Source organism: Streptomyces sp. NPDC006261, from assembly GCF_040613515.1.
Classification (GTDB): Bacteria; Actinomycetota; Actinomycetes; order Streptomycetales; family Streptomycetaceae; genus Streptomyces.
The window spans coordinates 108,539-127,493 of record NZ_JBEXSI010000007.1 but is presented as its reverse complement, the minus strand read 5'-3'; the positions used below and the strand labels follow the sequence as shown (position 1 = coordinate 127,493).

The 18,955-nt window shown below is 69.6% G+C and carries 16 protein-coding genes and 1 tRNA gene; 7 read left to right on the top strand and 10 right to left on the bottom strand.

Going from position 1 to position 18,955, the window contains the following annotated elements:
- Positions 1 to 17 precede the first annotated feature (17 nt).
- Positions 18 to 374, top strand: a complete 357-nt coding sequence (locus tag ABZ154_RS06410) for a chorismate mutase (protein ID WP_356829613.1) — start codon at positions 18 to 20, stop codon at positions 372 to 374.
- On the opposite strand, the gene ABZ154_RS06405 is transcribed toward ABZ154_RS06410, so the two are convergent.
- Positions 355 to 1,143, bottom strand: coding sequence for an aquaporin (locus tag ABZ154_RS06405; RefSeq protein WP_356829611.1), 789 nt, complete (start codon positions 1,141 to 1,143; stop codon positions 355 to 357). The two genes, ABZ154_RS06410 and ABZ154_RS06405, sit on opposite strands and share 20 nt — an antisense overlap.
- 179 nt (positions 1,144 to 1,322) lie before the next feature.
- On the opposite strand from ABZ154_RS06405, the gene pepN reads away from it, so the two are divergent.
- Positions 1,323 to 3,887, top strand: coding sequence for an aminopeptidase N (gene pepN / locus ABZ154_RS06400; protein WP_356829609.1), 2,565 nt, complete (start codon positions 1,323 to 1,325; stop codon positions 3,885 to 3,887).
- A gap of 66 nt (positions 3,888 to 3,953) precedes the next feature.
- Here pepN and ABZ154_RS06395 read toward each other — a convergent pair whose 3' ends face one another.
- Both ABZ154_RS06395 and ABZ154_RS06390 read right to left on the bottom strand, forming a co-directional pair.
- On the bottom strand, positions 3,954 to 4,313 hold the full coding sequence (locus tag ABZ154_RS06395; protein WP_356829607.1) for a metalloregulator ArsR/SmtB family transcription factor: 360 nt from the start codon (positions 4,311 to 4,313) through the stop codon (positions 3,954 to 3,956).
- 121 nt (positions 4,314 to 4,434) lie between these two features.
- Positions 4,435 to 4,887, bottom strand: a complete 453-nt coding sequence (locus ABZ154_RS06390) for an ATP-binding protein (RefSeq protein ID WP_356829605.1) — start codon at positions 4,885 to 4,887, stop codon at positions 4,435 to 4,437.
- 450 nt (positions 4,888 to 5,337) lie between these two features.
- On the opposite strand from ABZ154_RS06390, the gene ABZ154_RS06385 reads away from it, so the two are divergent.
- Positions 5,338 to 6,762 (top strand): aminotransferase class V-fold PLP-dependent enzyme, encoded by a 1,425-nt coding sequence (locus ABZ154_RS06385; RefSeq protein ID WP_356829603.1) that lies wholly within the window; start codon positions 5,338 to 5,340, stop codon positions 6,760 to 6,762.
- Entirely contained in the window at positions 6,759 to 8,207 is a 1,449-nt protein-coding gene (locus ABZ154_RS06380; RefSeq protein WP_356829601.1) for a SidA/IucD/PvdA family monooxygenase, read from the top strand. Before ABZ154_RS06385 ends, ABZ154_RS06380 begins: the two co-directional genes overlap by 4 nt.
- A gap of 76 nt (positions 8,208 to 8,283) precedes the next feature.
- On the opposite strand, the gene ABZ154_RS06375 is transcribed toward ABZ154_RS06380, so the two are convergent.
- A complete protein-coding gene (locus ABZ154_RS06375) occupies positions 8,284 to 10,116 on the bottom strand; it encodes a 5'-nucleotidase C-terminal domain-containing protein (RefSeq protein WP_356829599.1) in 1,833 nt (610 codons plus the stop codon).
- 143 nt (positions 10,117 to 10,259) lie between these two features.
- Between ABZ154_RS06375 and ABZ154_RS06370 the strand changes: the two genes are divergently transcribed.
- Both ABZ154_RS06370 and pyk read left to right on the top strand, forming a co-directional pair.
- The gene (locus ABZ154_RS06370) at positions 10,260 to 10,988 is read left to right on the top strand and encodes an SIMPL domain-containing protein (protein ID WP_356829597.1); all 729 of its coding nucleotides are present in this window, start codon (positions 10,260 to 10,262) and stop codon (positions 10,986 to 10,988) included.
- Between the two features lie 120 nt (positions 10,989 to 11,108).
- A complete protein-coding gene (pyk, locus tag ABZ154_RS06365; protein ID WP_356829595.1) occupies positions 11,109 to 12,548 on the top strand; it encodes a pyruvate kinase in 1,440 nt (479 codons plus the stop codon).
- Positions 12,549 to 12,554: 6 nt separating this feature from the next.
- On the opposite strand, the gene ABZ154_RS06360 is transcribed toward pyk, so the two are convergent.
- Both ABZ154_RS06360 and ABZ154_RS06355 read right to left on the bottom strand, forming a co-directional pair.
- On the bottom strand, positions 12,555 to 13,334 hold the full coding sequence (locus tag ABZ154_RS06360; RefSeq protein WP_356829593.1) for a helix-turn-helix domain-containing protein: 780 nt from the start codon (positions 13,332 to 13,334) through the stop codon (positions 12,555 to 12,557).
- 111 nt (positions 13,335 to 13,445) lie between these two features.
- Positions 13,446 to 13,518, bottom strand: a tRNA-Leu gene (locus ABZ154_RS06355).
- A 100-nt stretch (positions 13,519 to 13,618) separates the two neighbouring features.
- Here ABZ154_RS06355 and ABZ154_RS06350 point away from each other — a divergent pair.
- Complete coding sequence (locus tag ABZ154_RS06350; protein WP_030567928.1) at positions 13,619 to 14,275, top strand: response regulator; 657 nt, start codon at positions 13,619 to 13,621, stop codon at positions 14,273 to 14,275.
- Between the two features lie 93 nt (positions 14,276 to 14,368).
- Here the strand turns inward: ABZ154_RS06350 and ABZ154_RS06345 are convergent, their stop codons facing one another.
- Genes ABZ154_RS06345 through ABZ154_RS06330 form a run of 4 tightly spaced genes read right to left on the bottom strand, consistent with a single transcriptional unit; the run spans position 14,369 to position 18,859 of the window.
- Positions 14,369 to 15,085, bottom strand: coding sequence for an ABC transporter ATP-binding protein (locus tag ABZ154_RS06345; protein ID WP_350680302.1), 717 nt, complete (start codon positions 15,083 to 15,085; stop codon positions 14,369 to 14,371).
- The gene (locus tag ABZ154_RS06340) at positions 15,082 to 16,092 is read right to left on the bottom strand and encodes an ABC transporter ATP-binding protein (protein ID WP_356829591.1); all 1,011 of its coding nucleotides are present in this window, start codon (positions 16,090 to 16,092) and stop codon (positions 15,082 to 15,084) included. The genes ABZ154_RS06345 and ABZ154_RS06340 overlap by 4 nt, the downstream gene beginning before the upstream one ends.
- Before the next feature lie 2 nt (positions 16,093 to 16,094).
- A complete protein-coding gene (locus tag ABZ154_RS06335) occupies positions 16,095 to 17,933 on the bottom strand; it encodes a branched-chain amino acid ABC transporter permease (RefSeq protein ID WP_319173306.1) in 1,839 nt (612 codons plus the stop codon).
- Positions 17,930 to 18,859 carry a branched-chain amino acid ABC transporter permease gene (locus tag ABZ154_RS06330; RefSeq protein WP_093686380.1) on the bottom strand — a complete coding sequence of 310 codons (930 nt, stop codon included), beginning with the start codon at positions 18,857 to 18,859 and terminating at the stop codon, positions 17,930 to 17,932. The genes ABZ154_RS06335 and ABZ154_RS06330 overlap by 4 nt, the downstream gene beginning before the upstream one ends.
- Positions 18,860 to 18,955 lie beyond the last annotated feature (96 nt).

Sequence of the window (18,955 nt, the reverse complement as noted above, 5' to 3'; positions counted from 1 at the left end):
GTCTAAGCTCGCTGACCATGAGTACGAGCGAAATCGACGCGTCCGTCCAGGCCGAGCTGAACCGGCTGCGCGAGAGCATCGACAACATCGACGCCGCCGTCGTCCACATGCTCGCGGAGCGCTTCAAGGCCACCCAGCAGGTCGGCCGCCTCAAGGCCGACCACCGGCTGCCGCCCGCCGACCCGGCCCGCGAGACCCGCCAGATCACCCGGCTGCGGCAGCTCGCGCAGAGCGCCAACCTGGACCCGGCGTTCGCCGAGAAGCTGCTGAACTTCATCATCGCCGAGGTCATCCGCCACCACGAGCGCATCGCCGAGGAAGCGGGGAACGGGGACGCCTACGGGAACGGGAGCGCTACGGCTGCCGAGGCCTGACAGGCGGCCGGGTGAGCCGGACCCCGAGCACCCCGGCCCTCCTGAGCAGCCCCGCCCCGGCCACCGCCCCCAGCACCGGCCCGGCCCCGTACACCCACAGCCGCCCGACCTCACCCGACAGCAGCGCCGGGCCGAACTGACGGGCCGGGTTGGCCGCCCCGCCGCTCAGCGGACCGAGCACCGCGATCACGAGGGCGGTGACCAGACCGACGGCGTACGGGAGGAGGCTTCGGCCCACCGGCCGCGCCAGGAGCCCGGCGAGCAGCAGCGTCGACCCGGCCAGCACCCCCGCCTCGGCCGCCACCACGCCCCCCTCGCCCCAGCCGGGACCGGGCCGCACCACCGCATGACCGACCGGCGGCAGGGAGACCACGGGCCCCCACAGCAGCCCCGCCAGCCACGTCCCCACCACCGAGCCGGCCGACTGCGCGACGACGTACGGCACCACATCCCGCCCCGGGAACACCCCGAGCCGCCACAGGGCGACGGTGACGGCCGGATTCAGATGCCCGCCCGAGCACCGCCCCGGCGCGCAGAGCATGAGGACGGCGAGCAGCACGCCGACCCCCGCCCCGAGCACGGCGAACGCCACCCCGCCACCGCCGTACCCGTCCGGCGCGAACAGCCACCGAACCCCGCTCACGACCGCCAGGAGCAATAAGGCCGTCAGCCCGAACTCGCAGGCGGCACGACGCGACAGGCCGGGGGAGGGGACAGAAACCAGGTCAGGAACACGGGCGGCGGCATCGCGCGCAGGCGTGAGCGTCATGAGGACGTCCTCGGTACTCGGTGTGCCGCGCCGAGGAGATGGTAAGCGGGCGCATCCACCAAGAGGTATCCCCCTGCGACCACAGCCCCCCGGGGTATCCGCCCACGCCCCCGGGCCGCCCCTACGCCCAGCGAGAACCCCCCCTGTGCCCGCCCCGCCCCGTACGGCAGCATGGGCCCATGTCCGTACTGACGCGCGACGAAGCGCAGACCCGAGCCCAGATCATCGACGTGGAGCGGTACACGATCGCCCTCGACCTCACCACCGGCGAGGAGACCTTCGGCTCCCGGGCCGCCATCCGGTTCACCGCCCACGCGGCCGGAGACACCTTCGTCGAGATCAAGCCCGCCACCCTGCGCTCCATCGCCCTGGACGGACAGCCCCTGGACCCCGCCCTCCTCGACGGGAACCGCTACCCCCTCACCGGCCTCACCCCCGGCCCCCACGAACTCCACGTCGACGCCGCGATGAGCTACTCGCGCACCGGCGAGGGCATGCACCGCTTCACCGACCCCGCCGACGGCGAGACCTACCTCTACACCCAGCTGTTCATGGAGGACGTCCAGCGGGTCTTCGCCGCCTTCGACCAGCCCGACCTCAAGTCCGTCTTCGCCATCGACGTCACCGCCCCCGAAGGCTGGACCGTCCTCGGCAACGGTGTCGCCGAACACACCGGCGACGGGCGCTGGACCATCGCGCCCACCCCCCTCATCTCCACCTACCTCGTCGCCGTCGCCGCGGGCCCCTGGCACTCGGTCACCACCGAGCACGCCGGACTGCCCTTCGGCCTCCACTGCCGGCGCTCCCTCGCGCCCCACCTGGACGCCGACGCGGACGAGATCCTCGGCATCACCCGCGCCTGCTTCGACCGCTACCACGAGAAGTTCGACGAGCCCTACCCGTTCGACTCCTACGACCAGGCCTTCGTCCCCGAGTTCAACGCCGGCGCCATGGAGAACCCCGGACTCGTCACCTTCCGCGACGAGTTCATCTACCGCTCCGCCGTCACCGAAACCGAACGACAGACCCGCGCCATGGTCATCTCCCACGAGATGGCCCACATGTGGTTCGGCGACCTCGTCACCCTCAGCTGGTGGGACGACATCTGGCTCAACGAGTCCTTCGCCGAGTACATGGGCTACCAGACCCTCACCGAAGCCACCCTTCCCCAAGCTCTCAACGCCGTTCGAGCAGGGCAGACCGCATTCCCCGACACCTGGGTCGAATTCGGCGTCACCCGCAAGGGCTGGGGTTACGACGCCGACCAGCGCCCCTCCACCCACCCCGTCGCCCCCGACCCCGACGCCGTACCCGACACCGCCTCCGCCCTCCTCAACTTCGACGGCATCAGCTACGCCAAGGGCGCCTCCGCGCTCCGCCAGCTCGTCACCTGGCTCGGCGAGAAGGACTTCCTCGCCGGGATCAACACCCACTTCGCCCGGCACAAGTTCGCCAACGCGACCCTGGCCGACTTCATCGACAACCTCGCCTCCGCCACCGACCGCGACGTCCACGCCTGGGCCGAACAGTGGCTGCGCACCACCGGCGTCGACACCCTCACCGCCGACGTCCACGAACCCGCCGGGCCCACCGACGCCGGCGAGTCCTGGTCCCTGGCGGTGGAGCGCGCCGGCAGCCGCCCCCACCGCATCACCGTCTCCACCTTCGACCACGCCCTCAACACCCAGGCGGGCCCCGGCCACCTCGCCCCCCGTGACCGCTTCGAACTCGACATCCCCGGCGACGGCACCCCCCTCGTCCGCCCCGGCCGCCGCCCCGCCCTCGTCGTCCTCAACGACGGCGACCTCACCTACGCCAAGATCCGCCTTGACGCCACCTCCTGGGACACCGCCCTCACCCACCTCTCCGCCATCCCCGAGGCCCTGACCCGGGCCGTCATCTGGAACGCGGCCCGCGACATGGTCCGCGACGGCGAACTGGACCCCGCGCGCTACCTCACCGCCGCCCGCACCCACCTCCCGTACGAGAGCGACCTCGCCCTCGTCCAGGGCGTCCTGTCCTTCGCCGGCAGCCAGATCGCCGCCCGCTACGTCACCCCCGAGGTCCGCCCGGCCGCGCTCGCCACCCTCACCAGCCTCTGCCGCGACCTCATCCGCCGCACCGAGGACGGCTCCCACCCGGGCCTGCGCCTCACCGCCGTACGCCACTTCATCGACGCCGCCACCCAGCCCGACACCCTCCAGAGCTGGCTCACCGAAGGCACCGTCCACGGCGGACCCGAACTCGACCCCGAGCTGCGCTGGCGCATCCTCACCCGCCTCGCCGCCCTCGGCGCCACCGACGAGGCGGCCATCGACGCCGAACTCGCCGCCGACCCCAGCGCCACCGGCCGCGAAGGCGCCGCCCGCTGCCGTGCCGCCCTGCCCACCCCCGAGGCCAAGGCCGCCGCCTGGCACGCCATGTTCAGCGACGACACCCTGTCCAACTACCTGTTCACCGCCACCGCCCAGGGCTTCTGGCAGCCCGGTCAGGGCGAGCTCCTGAACGGTTACGTGGACCGCTTCTACCCCGAAGCCACCGCACTCGCCGCCCGCCGGGGCCCGGCCATCGCGGAAGCCGCCGGACGCTACGCCTTCCCCACGTACGCCGTCGACCCCGAGAGCCTCGCCACCGGCACCCGGGCCCTCAAGGACCCGGCCCTCATCCCGGCCCTGCGCCGCAAGCTGGTCGACCAGCTCGACGACCTCCGCCGGGCCCTGGCCGTACGGACCGCGAACGAGTGAGCCGATAAGCCGACAGCTGACAGAGAAGGCGATGGCCGGTGCGTGACAGCCGCTGGAGAGCAGCCGTCACGCACCGGCCGCCGGCCCCTCGCCCCCCAGGCCGGCCGCCCGCAGGTCCGCCAGCAGCTCGGCCTGGCCCGCCAGCACCTCGGTCAGGATCGTCCGGGCCACCCGCAACAGCTCCGCCACCTCCGGAGCGGCCAGCGTGTAGTACACGGCGGAACCCTCCCGCCGCGCCACCACCAGACCGGCACGGCGCAACACCGCCAACTGCTGCGAGAGGTGCGCCGCTTCGACCCCCACCTCACCCAGCATCTCCGAGACCGCGTGCTCACGCTCACTGAGCAGTTCGAGGACCCGGATCCTCACCGGGTGCCCCAACGTCTTGAAGAACTCGGCCTTCAGCCGGTACAGCGGCGTACTCACCGACGGGACCCCGTTCCGTGCACCGGGAATCCGCCGCGGCGCGGTGCTCCAGATCTCTTCTCCATGGGTTCATCCTCCCGTCTCCCCGCCGCCCGGATGAACCGGGGGACCGCCCGGTGCCTCACCGGGCACGGGACGCGCCGGACCGCCGGAGCGGCAGCGTGACCCAGATGCTCTTGCCGCCCCCGTCCGCGTCACCCCGCACCACCGCGCTGCCGCCCAGCTCCAGGGTCAGCTCCACCACCGTGGCCAGACCACGCCCGGCACCGGCCACGGCCGAGGTGTAGAGCGCGGGCCGGTAGGGATGACGGTCATGGACGCCGAACGCGAACGCGTCCGGGCCGCCCGCGAAGATCACCGTCACATCCGGGGACAGCACCGCCGCGTGCCGCACACTGTTGGCCACCAGCTCGCTCAGGATCAGCAACGCGGGCCCCGCACAAGGCTCCTGCGGGCCCACCCCCCACTCCGCCAGCACCTGCTCCGTCGTCTCCCGCGCGATCCGCACCGCCGAGCCCATCGCGGGCAGCGTCAGCACATGCCGGTACGGCAACGAGTCATGAGGCCTGATCACCGGGCAGCCTCCTCGGCCGTACGCCACCCCCGCGGGGCGCGGGAGCCGAGCGGGGACCGTGCCGCGGGAGTGTCGGCGGAACGGCCCACACAGCATGGAGCGAATTGCGGAATCCTGCAATTCGTTGATCAGCTAACTTCCGCCGCTGCCATGCCCCAACTCCCGGGCCTCACCGCACCCGCCGCGTCCGCCGCACCCGCCACATGTGCCGCCCTCGCCGCGTCCGCCGCACCGCCACATGCGCGCCCCCGCAGCACCCGCACCGTTGGAACCACCCGTACACCCGTCCCGGAACCGCACACCCTTACCACCCGAACCCCCGGCAAATGGCCCACACCGGCCACCAGTACCCCTTTCGAGTTCAGATCGTTGGGCTCTTCGGCCGCGCCCCCCGAAACCCGGGACAAGCTGGCATGTCCACCCCCGCCCTCCCGAAGGACCACCCCACCCATGCCCACCCCACCCCTCGCCGGAGGCACCGCGGGCCCCGCCGCACTGCGCCCCCTCATCGACACCGTCCTCACCGCACTCCACGACGGCGCGGCCCTCCGGGACGGCCCCCTCCCCGCCGGCGGACCCGAGACCGTCACCCCCCGCACCCGCACCGCCACCCACCCCCTCATCCCCGACCACGGCACCGGCGCCCACCACGCCCTCCGCGCCCTCGTCACCGCCCTCACCGAAGGCGCCGCCGACCCCGCCCACCCCCACTGCGCCGCCCACCTCCACACCCCGCCCCTCGCCCTCGCAGCCGCCGCCGACCTCGCCGCCAGCGCCCTCAACCCCTCCATGGACTCCTGGGACCAGGCCCCCGCCGCCTCCGCCCTCGAAGCCGACCTCACCACCGCCCTCGCCGCCGAGATCTACCCCCACGCCCCCTCACCCGACGCCGTCATCACCACCGGCGGCACCGAAGCCAACCAACTCGCCCTCCTCCTCGCCCGCGAACGCCACGGCCCCGTCCAGACGATCTGCGCCACCAACACCCACCACAGCGTCGCCCGCGCCGCCTGGCTCCTCGGCCTCCCCGAACCCGTCACCATCCCCGCCCCCACCGGCACCCTCGACCCCGCCGCCCTCGACGAAGCCCTGAGCCACCTCCACCGCCCCCTCCTCGTCGTCGCCACCGCAGGAACCACCGACACCGGCGCCATCGACCCCCTCGACGCCATCGCCGACCTCTGCGCCACCCACGGCGCCGAACTCCACATCGACGCCGCCTACGGCGGACCCCTCCTCTTCAGCCCCACCCACCGCCCCCTCCTCCACGGCCTCCACCGCGCCCAGAGCATCACCCTCGACCTCCACAAACTCGGCTGGCAACCCGCATCCGCCGGCCTCTTCGCCGTCCCCGAACGCCACCACCTCACCCCCCTCCACCACCACGCCCCCTACCTCAACGCCGACGACGACACCGAAGCCGGCCTCCCCGACCTCCTCGGCCGCTCCCTGCGCACCACCCGCCGCCCCGACGCCCTCAAGATCGCCGTCACCCTCCAGGCCCTCGGCCGCACCGGACTCGCCGACCTCATCGACCGGACCGTCGCCACCGCCCACCACCTCGCCGACCTCATCACCAGAACCCCCACCCTCGACCTCTACGAACGCCCCACCATCAGCACCGTCCTCTTCCGCCCCACCGACGCCGACGACCACACCGTCGCCACCCTCCGCCGCACCCTCCTCAACCGCGGCCACGCCGTCCTCGGCCGCGCCCACGCCGCCGGCCGCCTCTGGCTCAAGGCCACCCTCCTCAACCCCCACACCACCCCCCAAGACCTCCAGACACTCATCGACCTGGTCACCGCCACCACCACCGACCTGGCAGTCACCACCACCACAACCCCCCGCACGGAAGGCGACACCCCGCGATGACCGACCGGCCCGCCCCCGACCGGCCAGCCCCCACCCCCGAACCCGACCGACCGCACGACCTCGTCGGCATCGGCATCGGCCCCTTCAACCTCTCCCTCGCCGCCCTCGCCCACAACATCCCCACCGCCCCCGACGACCCCCGCCCCCTCGCCGCGACCTTCTACGAACAACGCCCCGCCTTCCACTGGCACCCCGGCCTCCTCCTCGACGGCGCCAGCCTCCAAGTCCCCTTCCTCGCCGACCTCGTCACCCTCGCCGACCCCTCCAGCCCCTGGAGCTTCCTCAGCTACCTCCGCACCCGCGACCGCCTCTTCCCCTTCTACTTCGCCGAGCGCTTCCACATCCAACGAGCCGAATACGACGCCTACTGCCGCTGGGTCAGCGAACAACTCCCCGGACTCCACTTCGGCCACCAGGTCGACGCCGTCCGCTGGAACACCGAACGCGCCCTCTTCGAAGTCGACTTCACCCAACTCGACCACGACGGCGAAGCCGAAGCCCTCGGCCGCGCCTACGCCCGCCACATCGCCCTCGGCATCGGCACCGAACCCTTCGTCCCCGAACCCCTGCGCCCCCTCGCCGAAGCCCCATCCGTCCCTGTACTCCACTCCGCCGACTACCTCCGCCACCGCGAACGCCTCCTCGCCGCCGACCACATCACCGTCATCGGCTCAGGACAGTCCGGCGCCGAGATTTTCCTCGACCTCCTACGCGCCCGCCCCGAAGGCGCCGAAAAGCTCCACTGGCTCGCCCGCACCCAGGCCTTCGCCCCCATGGAGTACTCCAAACTCGGCCTGGAACACTTCACCCCCGACTACAGCCGCTACTTCCACGCCCTCCCCGAAACCGCCCGCGACGAACTCGTCCCCCGCCAATGGCAGCTCCACAAAGGCATCGACGCCGACACCATCGCCGCCATCCACGACGAGCTCTACCGCCGCACCCTCCACGGCGGCTGGCCCGACGCCACCCTCACCCCCGGCGTCCACGTCCGCACCGCAGGCCGCCTCGCCAACACCCGCGTCGAACTCCACCTCGAACACACCCAGCAAGGCACCCGCTCCCGCCTCACCACCGACGCCGTCATCCTCGCCACCGGCTACCGCGAACGCCCCCTCGACGCCCTCCTCGGCGGCCTCGACCCCTACCTCCGCCGCGACGCCTCCCACCGCCCCCGCATCGACGACCAGTACCGCCTGATCCTCGACCGCGCGGTCACCGGACACGTCTACGTACAGAACGCCGAACGCCACACCCACGGCGTGGGCGCCCCCGACCTCGGCCTCGCCGCCTGGCGCAGCGCCACCATCCTCAACAACCTCACCGGCACCACCCCCTACCCCCTCCCCGAACGCACCGCCTTCACCACCTTCGGCCTCACCACCGGCCACCCCCGCGTCCCCGCCCAGGCCCCCGCCCTCATCCCCCTCAGCCAATCCGTCTGACCCACCGGAACACAGAACGGCCCGGGACCCACCACACACGGAGCCCCGGGCCGAACGAACAACACACCCCACAGAGTTACGGGAACACCGGCGTCCCCTCACGCGTCAGCCGCCACCCCACCGAAGCGAACGCCGCCGGATCCACCGACCCCTTCGCCTGCACCCACGCGATGATCGTGTTCCGGATCTCATCCGAATTCGCCCACAACTGCTTCGCCCCCGGCACATGCGGGAAATTGCCCCCTCCGCTCGCCCGGTAGTTGTTCACCGCGAACACGAACCGCGCCGCCGGATCCACCGGCTTCCCCTCGAAGGACAGCCCCACGATCCGCGAACCCACCGGCTGGGCGATATCGATGTCGTACGTCACCCCCGACACCGCGTCATAGTTGTAATCCGGAATCCCGTCCGCATTCGTCAGCTTCGCCGTATCCACCGGACCACCCGGCGCAGTCTGCGCGTAATACCGCGCCGAATACTCCAGATACTCCTTCAACTGCGCCCCCGTCAGCAGCCGCGCCTCCAGCGTGTTCTCGAACGGATACAGCCCCGCCGCATCCCGGATCGTCACATCACCGGCCGGAACCCCAGCCGTACGCGAGAAGCACGACGCCTGCGACAGCACCGGCAGCTCCGCGTACTCCCCACCCGCCAGCGCCCCCGCCACCGTCTCCGCCTGCACCTGGTTGATCAGATCGATGATCGGCTCGTCCTTCCACGGCGCATCCGCCGTCGACATCGCCACCACCGACGTACCGATCACTTGATTGACGTACGCCACCACCTTCCGGTGCTCGTCCCGCAACAGCGAGACCACCTTCCGGTCCTCGGCCACCGCATTCGAGTTCAGCACCTGCGAACCCGCCTTCTCGACCGTCCAGCGCCCCTTCTCCCACACCAGATCAAAATCGAACAGCGTCAGCCGCTGCCCCCACTTCGCCGGCTCCGAAAGAACCACCCGCTTCCCCGTCACCTTGTTCATGACGAAGTGCTCGGCGATCTCCACATGCGCATGCCCCACCAGAATCGCGTCGATCCCCGGCACCTGCTCCGCCACCAGACCCGCCGCATTCTCGACGTACGGCAACTGATCCCCGTACGACGACGTCCCCGACGAACCCGAATGCGCCGACACGATCACCACATCAGCACCCATCGAACGCAGCTTCGGCACCCACTTCGCCGCCTGCTCCTCCAACCCCGGGAACACCATCTTCCCGCCCACATTCACCTTGTCCCAGATCGCGATCCCCGGATTCGTCAACCCCAGAACCGCCACCCGCACATCACGCCCGAACGGCGTCCGCAACCGCTTGATCACATACGGGGCGAACGCCGGCCGCAACGTCTTCGCATCCAGCGCATTCGCCCCCAGCAGCGGAAAATCACACTGCTCCTCGAACTTCCGCAGCACCGGAATCCCGTAATTGAACTCGTGATTCCCCAGCGCCGCCGCGTCATACCCGATCGCGTTCATCGCCTGCGCCATCGGATGCACCGGACCACGACGAGCCGTGATCGGATCGACCTTCGCGTAGTAGTACGACAACTGCGTGCCCTGGATCGTGTCACCCGCGTCGATCAACAACGTGTTCCGGCGCCCCTTCTCCCGGCGCACCTGATCCACCAGCGTCGAGATCTTCGCCAGACCGACATCATTGTGAGCAGCGTCGTCGTACTCCTTGTCGGTGAAGTAGTCCCAGTTGAAGACGTTCCCGTGCAGATCGGTCGTACCCATCACCGTGAACGAGTACCGCCTGCCCGGCCGCCCATGACCGTGCCCGTGCCCATGCCCGCGGCCGTGCGCCTCAGCCGCACCCACCACCGCACCGCCCGCCAACGCCACCCCCGCACCGGCGGCAGCCGAACGGCCCAGAAACGTCCTGCGGTCCACGGGGTCCAACGACATCGCTCACTCACTCCTCGTTCAGTACGGGCAACGCGCGTAGATTCTGACCCGCCCCCCGTTCCCCGCAACACCCCACACAGGTTTCGATCCGATGACCCGCCGACACACCACCTCCACACCCACCCCCGTGCCACAGTGAACGCATGACCGAAACCCCCACACCCCAGCCCACACCCACCACCCACCACCCCTACGGCACCCCCGACACCCCCCACGTCACCGTCCGCGGCGAAGCCCACCTCGAAGTCGACCCCGAACTCGCCCACATCGCCATCACCCTCACCGCACGCGGCACCGACCGCCGCACCACCCTCGACGACCTCACCCACCGCAACACCACCACCCTCGACCTCATCAAGAGCTACGGCGACACCATCGAAAAACTCGAAACCGGCACCCTCACCATCAACCCCGAACTCACCCGCCACGGCCGCGCCGAACGCATCCGCGCCTACCACGGCCACATCCAACTCACCGCCACCCTCAACGACTTCACCACCCTCGGCGAACTCATCACCCGCCTCGCCGACCACGAACTCACCCGCATCGACGGCCCCTGGTGGTCCCTGCGCCCCACCTCCCCCCACCACGCCTCTGCCCGCCGCCAAGCCGTCCGCGAAGCCCTCCAACGCGCCCGCGAATACGCCGAAGCCCTCGACACTCGCCTCGGCACCCTCCTCGAACTCAGCGACACCGGCACCCGCCACAGCCCCCTCGGCCGCGCCGCCTTCGCCGAGTCCATGCCCTACGCGGCAGCCGCGGGCGGAGCCGAAGCCGCCGACGCCGCCCCGATCAACCTCGAACCCGTACGCCAGAACATCGACGCCCAGGTCGAAGCGTCCTTCACCCTCATCCCGCCGGCCCTCGGATAAACGCTCATCGGAGCGCACCGCTGCACAATTCAACACTTGTCAATAACCCTTCACCCAAAGGTTGTTGAGGTGTCATGCCGAGCCAAATACCTACCCGTAGGTAAGGTTTAGGCTCGAACCATGCGCCGAGCGAAAATCGTTTGTACCCTGGGACCCGCAACCGACACATACGACCAGATCAAGGCCTTGGTCGAAGCGGGAATGGACATCGCCCGCTTCAACCTCAGCCACGGCTCCTACGCCGAACACGAGCAGCGATACCACCACGTCCGCAAAGCCGCCGAAGAGACCGGCCGCAGCGTCGGCATCCTCGCCGACCTTCAAGGCCCGAAGATCCGCCTCGGACGCTTCCGCGAAGGCCCCGTACTCCTTGAACGCGGCGACACCTTCACCATCACCGTCGAACCCCTCGAAAACGAAGGCAACGGCGACATCTGCGGCACCACCTACGACGGCCTCGCCGCCGACGTCACCACCGGCGAACGCATCCTCGTCGACGACGGCCGCGTCACCCTCGAAGTCACCGACGTCGACGGCCCCCGCGTCCACACCACCGTCATCGAAGGCGGCATGGTCTCCGACAACAAGGGCCTCAACCTCCCCGGCGTCGCCGTCTCCGTCCCCGCCCTCTCCGAGAAGGACATCGACGACCTCCGCTGGGCCCTGCGCACCGGCGCCGACCTCATCGCCCTCTCCTTCGTCCGCACCGGACGCGACATCGACGACGTCCACCGCATCATGGACGAAGAAGGCCGCCGCCTCCCCGTCATCGCCAAGGTCGAAAAACCCCAGGCCGTCGAGAACATCGACGACATCGTCGCCGCCTTCGACGGCATCATGGTCGCCCGCGGCGACCTCGGCGTCGAAATGCCCCTGGAACAGGTCCCGATCGTCCAGAAGCGCGCCATCAAACTCGCCAAGCGCAACGCCAAGCCGGTCATCGTCGCCACCCAGATGCTCGACTCGATGATCGACAACTCCCGCCCCACCCGCGCCGAAGCCTCCGACGTCGCCAACGCCATCATCGACGGCACCGACGCGGTGATGCTCTCCGGCGAGACCAGCGTCGGCAAGTACCCCATCGAGACCGTCCGCACCATGTCCCGCATCGTCGAAGCGGCAGAAGAGGACATCCTCGCCAAGGGCCTCCCGCCCCTCACCGAACGCAACAAGCCCCGCACCCAGGGCGGCGCCGTCGCCCGAGCCGCCGCCGAGATGGGCGACTTCCTCGGCGCCAAGTTCCTCGTAGCGTTCACCCAGAGCGGCGACACGGTGAAGCGCCTCTCCCGCTACCGCTCACCCATCCCGCTCCTGGCCTTCACCCCCGACGAAGCGACCCGCGCCCAGCTCAACCTGACGTGGGGCGTCGAGACCTTCCTCGGCCCGAAGGTCGACTCCACGGACGCGATGGTGGCCCAGGTCGACGAGGAACTCCTGCGCATCGGCCGCTGCGCGAAGGGCGACATCGTGGTGATCACCGCCGGCTCCCCGCCCGGCGTAGCAGGCTCCACCAACCTGGTCCGCGTCCACCACATCGGCGAGGACGACAGCCCGGAGTAGGGCGGCTCAGTATTTCGGCCCGACGTGCGCATCCATGAGGGCGACGGATGCCCGTCGGGCTACGGAGATGTTGTAGGGCTTGCCCGCGCGCGTGCAGTGCGTCCAGACGATGCCGAGCGCGTCGAGTGCATCGGTGTAGAGGCGGCGGATGTCGTCGGAGACGTTGGTGAAGTAGTACCGCGGGTACTCGTAGCGCTTCTGCTCACCTTTGACGATGCGGGTCGTCCAGTTCATGTTCCGGCATCCGTCGGAGTGGATGAGGCCTCGGACGAACTGCCAGGGGTGGGCGTCGACGATTTCCTGTTGCCACCCTAGGAGAACGATCGGCCGATCGTGCTTCTTGCCCGGTCCGTGCTGGGGGAATACGCAGGTCCAGTGCTTGCTGTACGACTTCACCTCGACGCAGTTGTTCCGTCGGCGTCGACCGGTGCGCGGCATGGGCATGACTTTCTGCATGGCCGCTTCCGCCTCGTCGATCACGCCCGGCCAGATGGCGTCGCAGAAGATCGACAGATGATGCTGCCTGGGCTTCGACGTGATGTGTCCGTCGCCCAAGTACAGCCCCAGTAAGTAGGCGTACGCGGCGCGATCAGGCTCGTGGCCCGTGCACACGGGACAGTCGGTGGGCTGTTCGTACTGCACCCCGCGACGCTTGCGGTCCTCGTGCAGCCACCAGCCGACGGTTCCGCGCGGCACGTTGAGGTGTTCGGCAACTGCCCGATTGGTGGTTCCGCTGCGCAAGAGTGCGAGCGCTTCGTCGCGTATCGAGAGGTTGTGCTGCTCCATGCTGCGCAGTTTCCTGCGACCTTCGAAGGCGCGTGCCCCGATCGAAGAGGCGTTCACCGGCAAGGGTGAAGATCGCCAAATTATTGCTCGACCTTGGAATCCAAGGAGAAGTGCCCCGAGTCGGATTCGAACCGACGCTGTATGGGTTTTGAATCCATCGCCTCTGCCGCTGGGCTACCGGGGCCCCTTCGAAACGAAGGATACCGAGGACCCTCCGTGCCTCAAACATACCGTAACTAGGTAGGCTCTTGGGAGCTGCACCCCTGTCCTTCCCGAGGAGCCCCGTGACCACCCCCGAGTCGCCCCAGCCCGTAGACGCCGTCGACGACGACAAGTCGCACGTCCCGCCGCTGACGACCCGCGTCGTCATCGCCGAGGACGAGGCCCTCATCCGCCTCGACCTCAAGGAGATGCTGGAGGAGGAGGGCTACTCCGTCGTCGGTGAGGCGGGCGACGGGCAGCAGGCCGTCGAGCTGGCCCGGGAGCACAAGCCGGACCTCGTCATCCTGGACGTGAAGATGCCGGTCCTCGACGGGATCTCCGCCGCCGAGAAGATCGCCGAGGAGTCCATCGCACCCGTCCTCATGCTCACCGCCTTCTCGCAGCGCGACCTCGTCGAGCGGGCCCGGGACGCCGGGGCGATGGCGTACCTCGTGAAGCCGTTCAGCAAGAGCGACGTCGTGCCGGCCATCGAGATGGCCGTCTCCCGGTTCGCGGAGCTGAAGGCGCTGGAGAGCGAGATCGCGGACCTCTCCCAGCGGCTGGAGACGCGGAAGCTGGTGGACCGGGCCAAGAGCATTCTCCAGACCGACTACGGGCTCTCCGAGCCGGCCGCGTTCCGGTGGATCCAGAAGACGTCGATGGACCGCCGGATGTCGATGCAGCAGCTGGCGGAGGCGCTGATCGAGGACGCCGAGGAGAAGAAGAAGGCGGCCGAGTAGCCGCGTACGTACGCGATCGTACAAAGAAGAAGAGGCCCGCACCCGGCTCAAGAACCGGGTGCGGGCCTCTTCGCGTACGGAGGGGGAAGGGCCTCAGTCCTCGCCCAGGTACGCCTTGCGGACCGAGTCGTCGTGCAGCAGGTCCTGGCCGGTGCCGGAGAGGACGATGTTGCCGACCTCCATCACGTGCGCGTGGTTGGCGAGCGAGAGCGCCGCCTGGGCGTTCTGCTCGACGAGCAGGATGGTGGTGCCCTGCGCCCGCAGTTCGGTGATGGTCGCCATGATCTTCTGCATCATGATCGGGGAGAGGCCCATGGAGGGCTCGTCGAGCATGAGCAGTTTCGGCTGGGACATAAGGGCCCTGCCCATGGCGAGCATCTGCTGCTCGCCGCCGGAGAGGGTTCCGGAGGCCTGCTTCCGGCGTTCCCCGAGGATGGGGAAGAGGTCGTAGGCGCGCTGGATGTCCTTGTTGATTCCCTCGGTGTCCTTGCGGAGGAATGCGCCGAGGCGCAGGTTGTCCTCGATGGACATGCGGGGGAAGATGTGGCGGCCCTCGGGGGAGTGGGCGAGTCCGAGGGAGACGACCTGGTGGGCCGGGACCTTGCGGAGGGACTTGCCGTTGAACTTGATCTGGCCGGTGAGGGGCTTGATCAGTCCGGAGAGGGTGCGCAGCGTTGTGGTCTTGCCGGCGCCGTTGGTGCCGATGAGGGTGACGACTTCGCCTTCTTCGACCTTGAACGAGATTCCCTTGACGGCCTCGATCTTGCCGTAGGCGACGCGCAGGTCCTCGACTTCGAGAAGTGCGGTCATCGGTCGTTCTCCTTGCTGGTGCTCTCGCCGGGGGTGGCGGGGGCGTCCTCGGTCGTGGCCTCGGTCGTGGCCTGTGCCTCGGGTGCGGTGGCCTCGGCCGTGGGGGCCTCCGGGGCGGTGGTGGCCTCGGGGGTCTCCGCCGCTGCGGCGGCTTCGGCGGCTTCGACTTCGGCGACTTCGGCTGCGCCCGGGTCGCCTTCGAAGGGTTCGCCGAGGTAGGCGGCGACGACGCGGTCGTCGCCCTGGACCTCGGCGGCGGTGCCTTCGACCAGTTTCTCGCCCTGGACGAGGCAGGCGACGCGGTCGCAGAGGTTGAAGATGAAGCGCATGTCGTGCTCGATGACGAGGACGGCGATGCCCTTGTCGCGGATGGCGAAGATGAGTTCTTCGGCCGCGCGGGTCTCCTGCGGGTTCATGCCTGCGGTGGGCTCGTCGAGCAGGAGGAGGCCGGGCTCGCTGGCGAGCGCGCGGGCGATCTCCAGCTTGCGCTGTTCACCGTAGGGGAGGTTGCGGGAGAGGTGTTCGGCCTTGTGGGCGAGGCCGACGAACTCCAGCAGTTCCATGGCGCGGGCCTTGGACTCGGCCTCGGCGCGGTGGAAGCCGGGGCCGCGGAGCAGGGCGGACCAGAGGCCTTCCCTGGTGCGGGTGTGGCGTCCGACGAGGACGTTCTCCAGGACGGTCATGTTGGAGAAGAGCCGGATGTTCTGGAAGGTGCGGGCGATGCCGGTCGCCGTGATCTTGAAGGATTTGGCGGGGAGGACGTTGCCCTTGTAGCGGACTTCGCCCTCGGTGGGGATGTAGAGGCCGGTGAGGCAGTTGAAGAAGGTGGTCTTGCCGGCGCCGTTGGGGCCGATGAGGCCGACGATCTCGCCGGAGTTGACGGTGAGGTCGACGGACCGGACGGCGGTGAGGCCGCCGAACCGCATGGTGACGCCGCGGGCGTCGAGGACGGTTTCGCCGGGTGCGCTCACGGCTGCTGCCTCGGCGGTGGTGGTGTCGGTGGTCATCGTCAGGCCCCTGCCTTGGTGAGAGTGGCGGGCGCTTCGTCCTTCTCGTGGAATTCGAGCTGTCGGCGGCGGTTGGCGATGAGGCCCTCGGGGCGGAAGCGCATGAGGAGGACCAGCGCGAGCCCGAAGGCGAAGAGCTGGTAGTCGCTCATGAACTGGAGCTTGGCGGGGATGAGGAAGAGCAGTGCGCCGCCGACGAGCGGGCCGCTGATCGTTCCCATGCCGCCGAGGACGACCGCTGCGAGGAGGAAGGCCGAGTTGGGCGGGACGGCGTGGGCGAACTGGTACTGCTCGGGGGTCACGGTGTAGGTGACGTGTGCCTGTACGGCTCCGGCGAGGCCGGCGAGGGTGGCGCCGAGGGCGAAGGCGATGAGCTTGGTGCGGAAGCCGTTGATGCCCATGGCTTCTGCGGCTGTCTCGTCCTCGCGGATGGCGACCCAGGCGCGGCCGATGCGGGATTCGGCGCTGCGGCGGAAGACCACGACCACGATGAGGGTGACCAGCAGCATCAGGAAGAAGTAGTTCGCGAAGCGGCCGATGGTGAACCCGGCGATGGAGTGGGTGGCGCCGAAGTCGAAGCCGAAGATGGAGAGGTTCGGGATCGAGGAGATGCCGTTGGAGCCGTTGGTGACGTCGGGTCCGGAGGTGCCGTCGAGGTTGAGGACGGCGATGCGGAAGATCTCTCCGAAGCCGAGGGTGACGATGGCGAGGTAGTCGCCGCGCAGTCGCAGGGTGGGGGCGCCGATGAGGACGCCGAAGACCATGGAGGCGGTGGCGCCGACCAGGATGGCCTGCCAGAACGGCAGCTGGATGCCGAGCGGGGAGGTCGGGGAGCCGGAGACCAGGGCGGCGGCGTAGGCGCCGACGCCGAGGAAGGCGACGTAGCCGAGGTCGAGGAGGCCGGCGAGGCCGACGACGATGTTCAGGCCGAGGGCGACGGTGGCGAAGATGAGGATGTTGACGCCGATGGTCGCGTACTGGTCGTCGGACTGGGTGAACGGGAAGGCCGCGGCGGCGACGAAGGCGCCGACGAGGGTCACGTTGCGGTGGCGTGCGGTGAGGGTGGAGACGCGCTGGATGAGGCCGGCTTTCTGGATCGCCGCGAAGCCGAAGCCGGCGGTGATGAGGAAGCCGATGAAGAGCTCGTCGTACTCGGTGGTGATGCCATAGGTGAAGACGGCGAGGCCGAGGGCGAGGACGACCGCGACGATCAGGATCTCGATGTACGAGGGGAGGGTCTTCGCGGGCTGGGCGGGGGTGGTGGCGAGGGTGCCCTTGTAGGTGGCCCAGCGGTTGCTCAGGTTGTGCTTGAACTGGTCGTAGGCGCTGTCGTCGGGGTCGGCGGGGGTGATCTCGGGCCGCTCGTAGGGCAGGGAGCGGGCGCCGAGCCAGCCGATGAGGGTGGCGACGAGGGCGACGTAGGCGCCGGGTTCGAGGTTGACGACGCCGCCGAGGCTGACGCTGATGGCGATGATCGAGAACCAGGCGGTGGCGAGGGCCGCGTAGGAGGCGAGCCGGATCGCGGGGTCGGCGCCTTGGGGGGTGAGCCAGCCCAGGCCCTTGATCCCGTAGGAGGAGAGGCCGAAGAGGGCGACGAGGGCGCCGCTGACGAGGACGAGCCACTGGAGGCCGCCGGGGTAGCCGTAGACCGTGAGGTCGCCGGGGAAGGCGGAGGTCCAGGTCCAGGCGAGGAAGGCGGAGACGACGGTGAGTGCGCCGCCTGCCGTGGCGGTGGCCCGGGCTATGTGCGGCGGGAGGGTGAGCGGGCCGCGGGTGGTGGGTGCGGTCGTTGCGGGTGCGGTGACCGTGGTGGTGGTCTGTGTGGTGGTCATGGTGGTCACGCCCTGTCCGCGACGCGCTCGCCCATGATGCCCTGGGGCCGGAAGAGGAGCACGAGGATGAGGAGTACGAACGCCCAGGCGTTGGCCCAGGACTGGCCGCCGAGCTGTTCGAGGCCGGGGACTTCGGCGATGTAGGCGGCGGCCATGGTCTCGGCGACGCCGAGGGTGAGGCCGCCGATCATGGCGCCGTAGATGTTGCCGATGCCGCCGAGGACGGCCGCGGTGAAGGCCTTGAGGCCGAGGAGGAAGCCCATGCGGAACTGGACTTCGCCGTACTTGAGGCCGTAGGCGACGGCTCCGATGGCGGCGAAGGTGGCGCCGAGGGCGAACGCGACCACGATGATGCGGTCGGTGTTGATGCCCATGAGCTTGGCGGTGTCGGGGTCCTGTGCGGTGGCCTGCATGCCGCGGCCGGTGCGGGTCTTGATGACGAAGTAGCCGAGGACGGCCATCGACACGGGGGCGGCGATGAGCAGGAAGACGTCACCGGTCTGGATGGTGACGGGGCCGAGCTCGAAGGGGCCGCCGGGGATTTCGGGGAAGGTGCGGGCGGACTTGGCGCCCGGGTACCAGGCCCATACGGCTTGCTGGAGGGCGAGCGAGAGGCCGATGGCGGTGATGAGGGGTGCGAGGCGTGGTCCGCCGCGCAGCGGTCGGTAGGCGAATCGTTCCGCTCCGACCGCGATGGTGGTGGCGACGACGATCGCGCCGATGAGCATGAGGGGGAGTGCGAGCAGCACGCTGGTGCCGCTGGGGAGTATGAGCCAGACCGTGAGGGCCCCGAAGCCGCCGGTCATGAAGATTTCGCCGTGGGCGAAGTTGATGAGCTGGACAATGCCATAGACCATCGTGTAGCCGATGGCGACGAGCCCGTACATCGATCCGAGTAGCAGGCCGTTGACCAGCTGTTGCGGCAGTTCGTTCACCGCGGGTCCTCCGTGTCTTTCGCCGGGTATAGAGCAGCGCGGGGCGCCTGGTGTGCGGCGCCCCGCGCTGCCGGTGGTCGTTCAGTCAGGCTGGGT

Coding starts and splice junctions, on each gene's coding strand:
- ABZ154_RS06410 (WP_356829613.1), top strand. CDS start 18: ATGAGTACGAGCGAAATCGACGCGTCCGTCCAGGCCGAGCTGAACCGG.
- ABZ154_RS06405 (WP_356829611.1), bottom strand. CDS start 1,143: ATGACGCTCACGCCTGCGCGCGATGCCGCCGCCCGTGTTCCTGACCTG.
- pepN (WP_356829609.1), top strand. CDS start 1,323: ATGTCCGTACTGACGCGCGACGAAGCGCAGACCCGAGCCCAGATCATC.
- ABZ154_RS06385 (WP_356829603.1), top strand. CDS start 5,338: ATGCCCACCCCACCCCTCGCCGGAGGCACCGCGGGCCCCGCCGCACTG.
- ABZ154_RS06380 (WP_356829601.1), top strand. CDS start 6,759: ATGACCGACCGGCCCGCCCCCGACCGGCCAGCCCCCACCCCCGAACCC.
- ABZ154_RS06375 (WP_356829599.1), bottom strand. CDS start 10,116: ATGTCGTTGGACCCCGTGGACCGCAGGACGTTTCTGGGCCGTTCGGCT.
- ABZ154_RS06370 (WP_356829597.1), top strand. CDS start 10,260: ATGACCGAAACCCCCACACCCCAGCCCACACCCACCACCCACCACCCC.
- pyk (WP_356829595.1), top strand. CDS start 11,109: ATGCGCCGAGCGAAAATCGTTTGTACCCTGGGACCCGCAACCGACACA.
- ABZ154_RS06360 (WP_356829593.1), bottom strand. CDS start 13,334: ATGGAGCAGCACAACCTCTCGATACGCGACGAAGCGCTCGCACTCTTG.
- ABZ154_RS06345 (WP_350680302.1), bottom strand. CDS start 15,085: ATGACCGCACTTCTCGAAGTCGAGGACCTGCGCGTCGCCTACGGCAAG.
- ABZ154_RS06340 (WP_356829591.1), bottom strand. CDS start 16,092: ATGACCACCGACACCACCACCGCCGAGGCAGCAGCCGTGAGCGCACCC.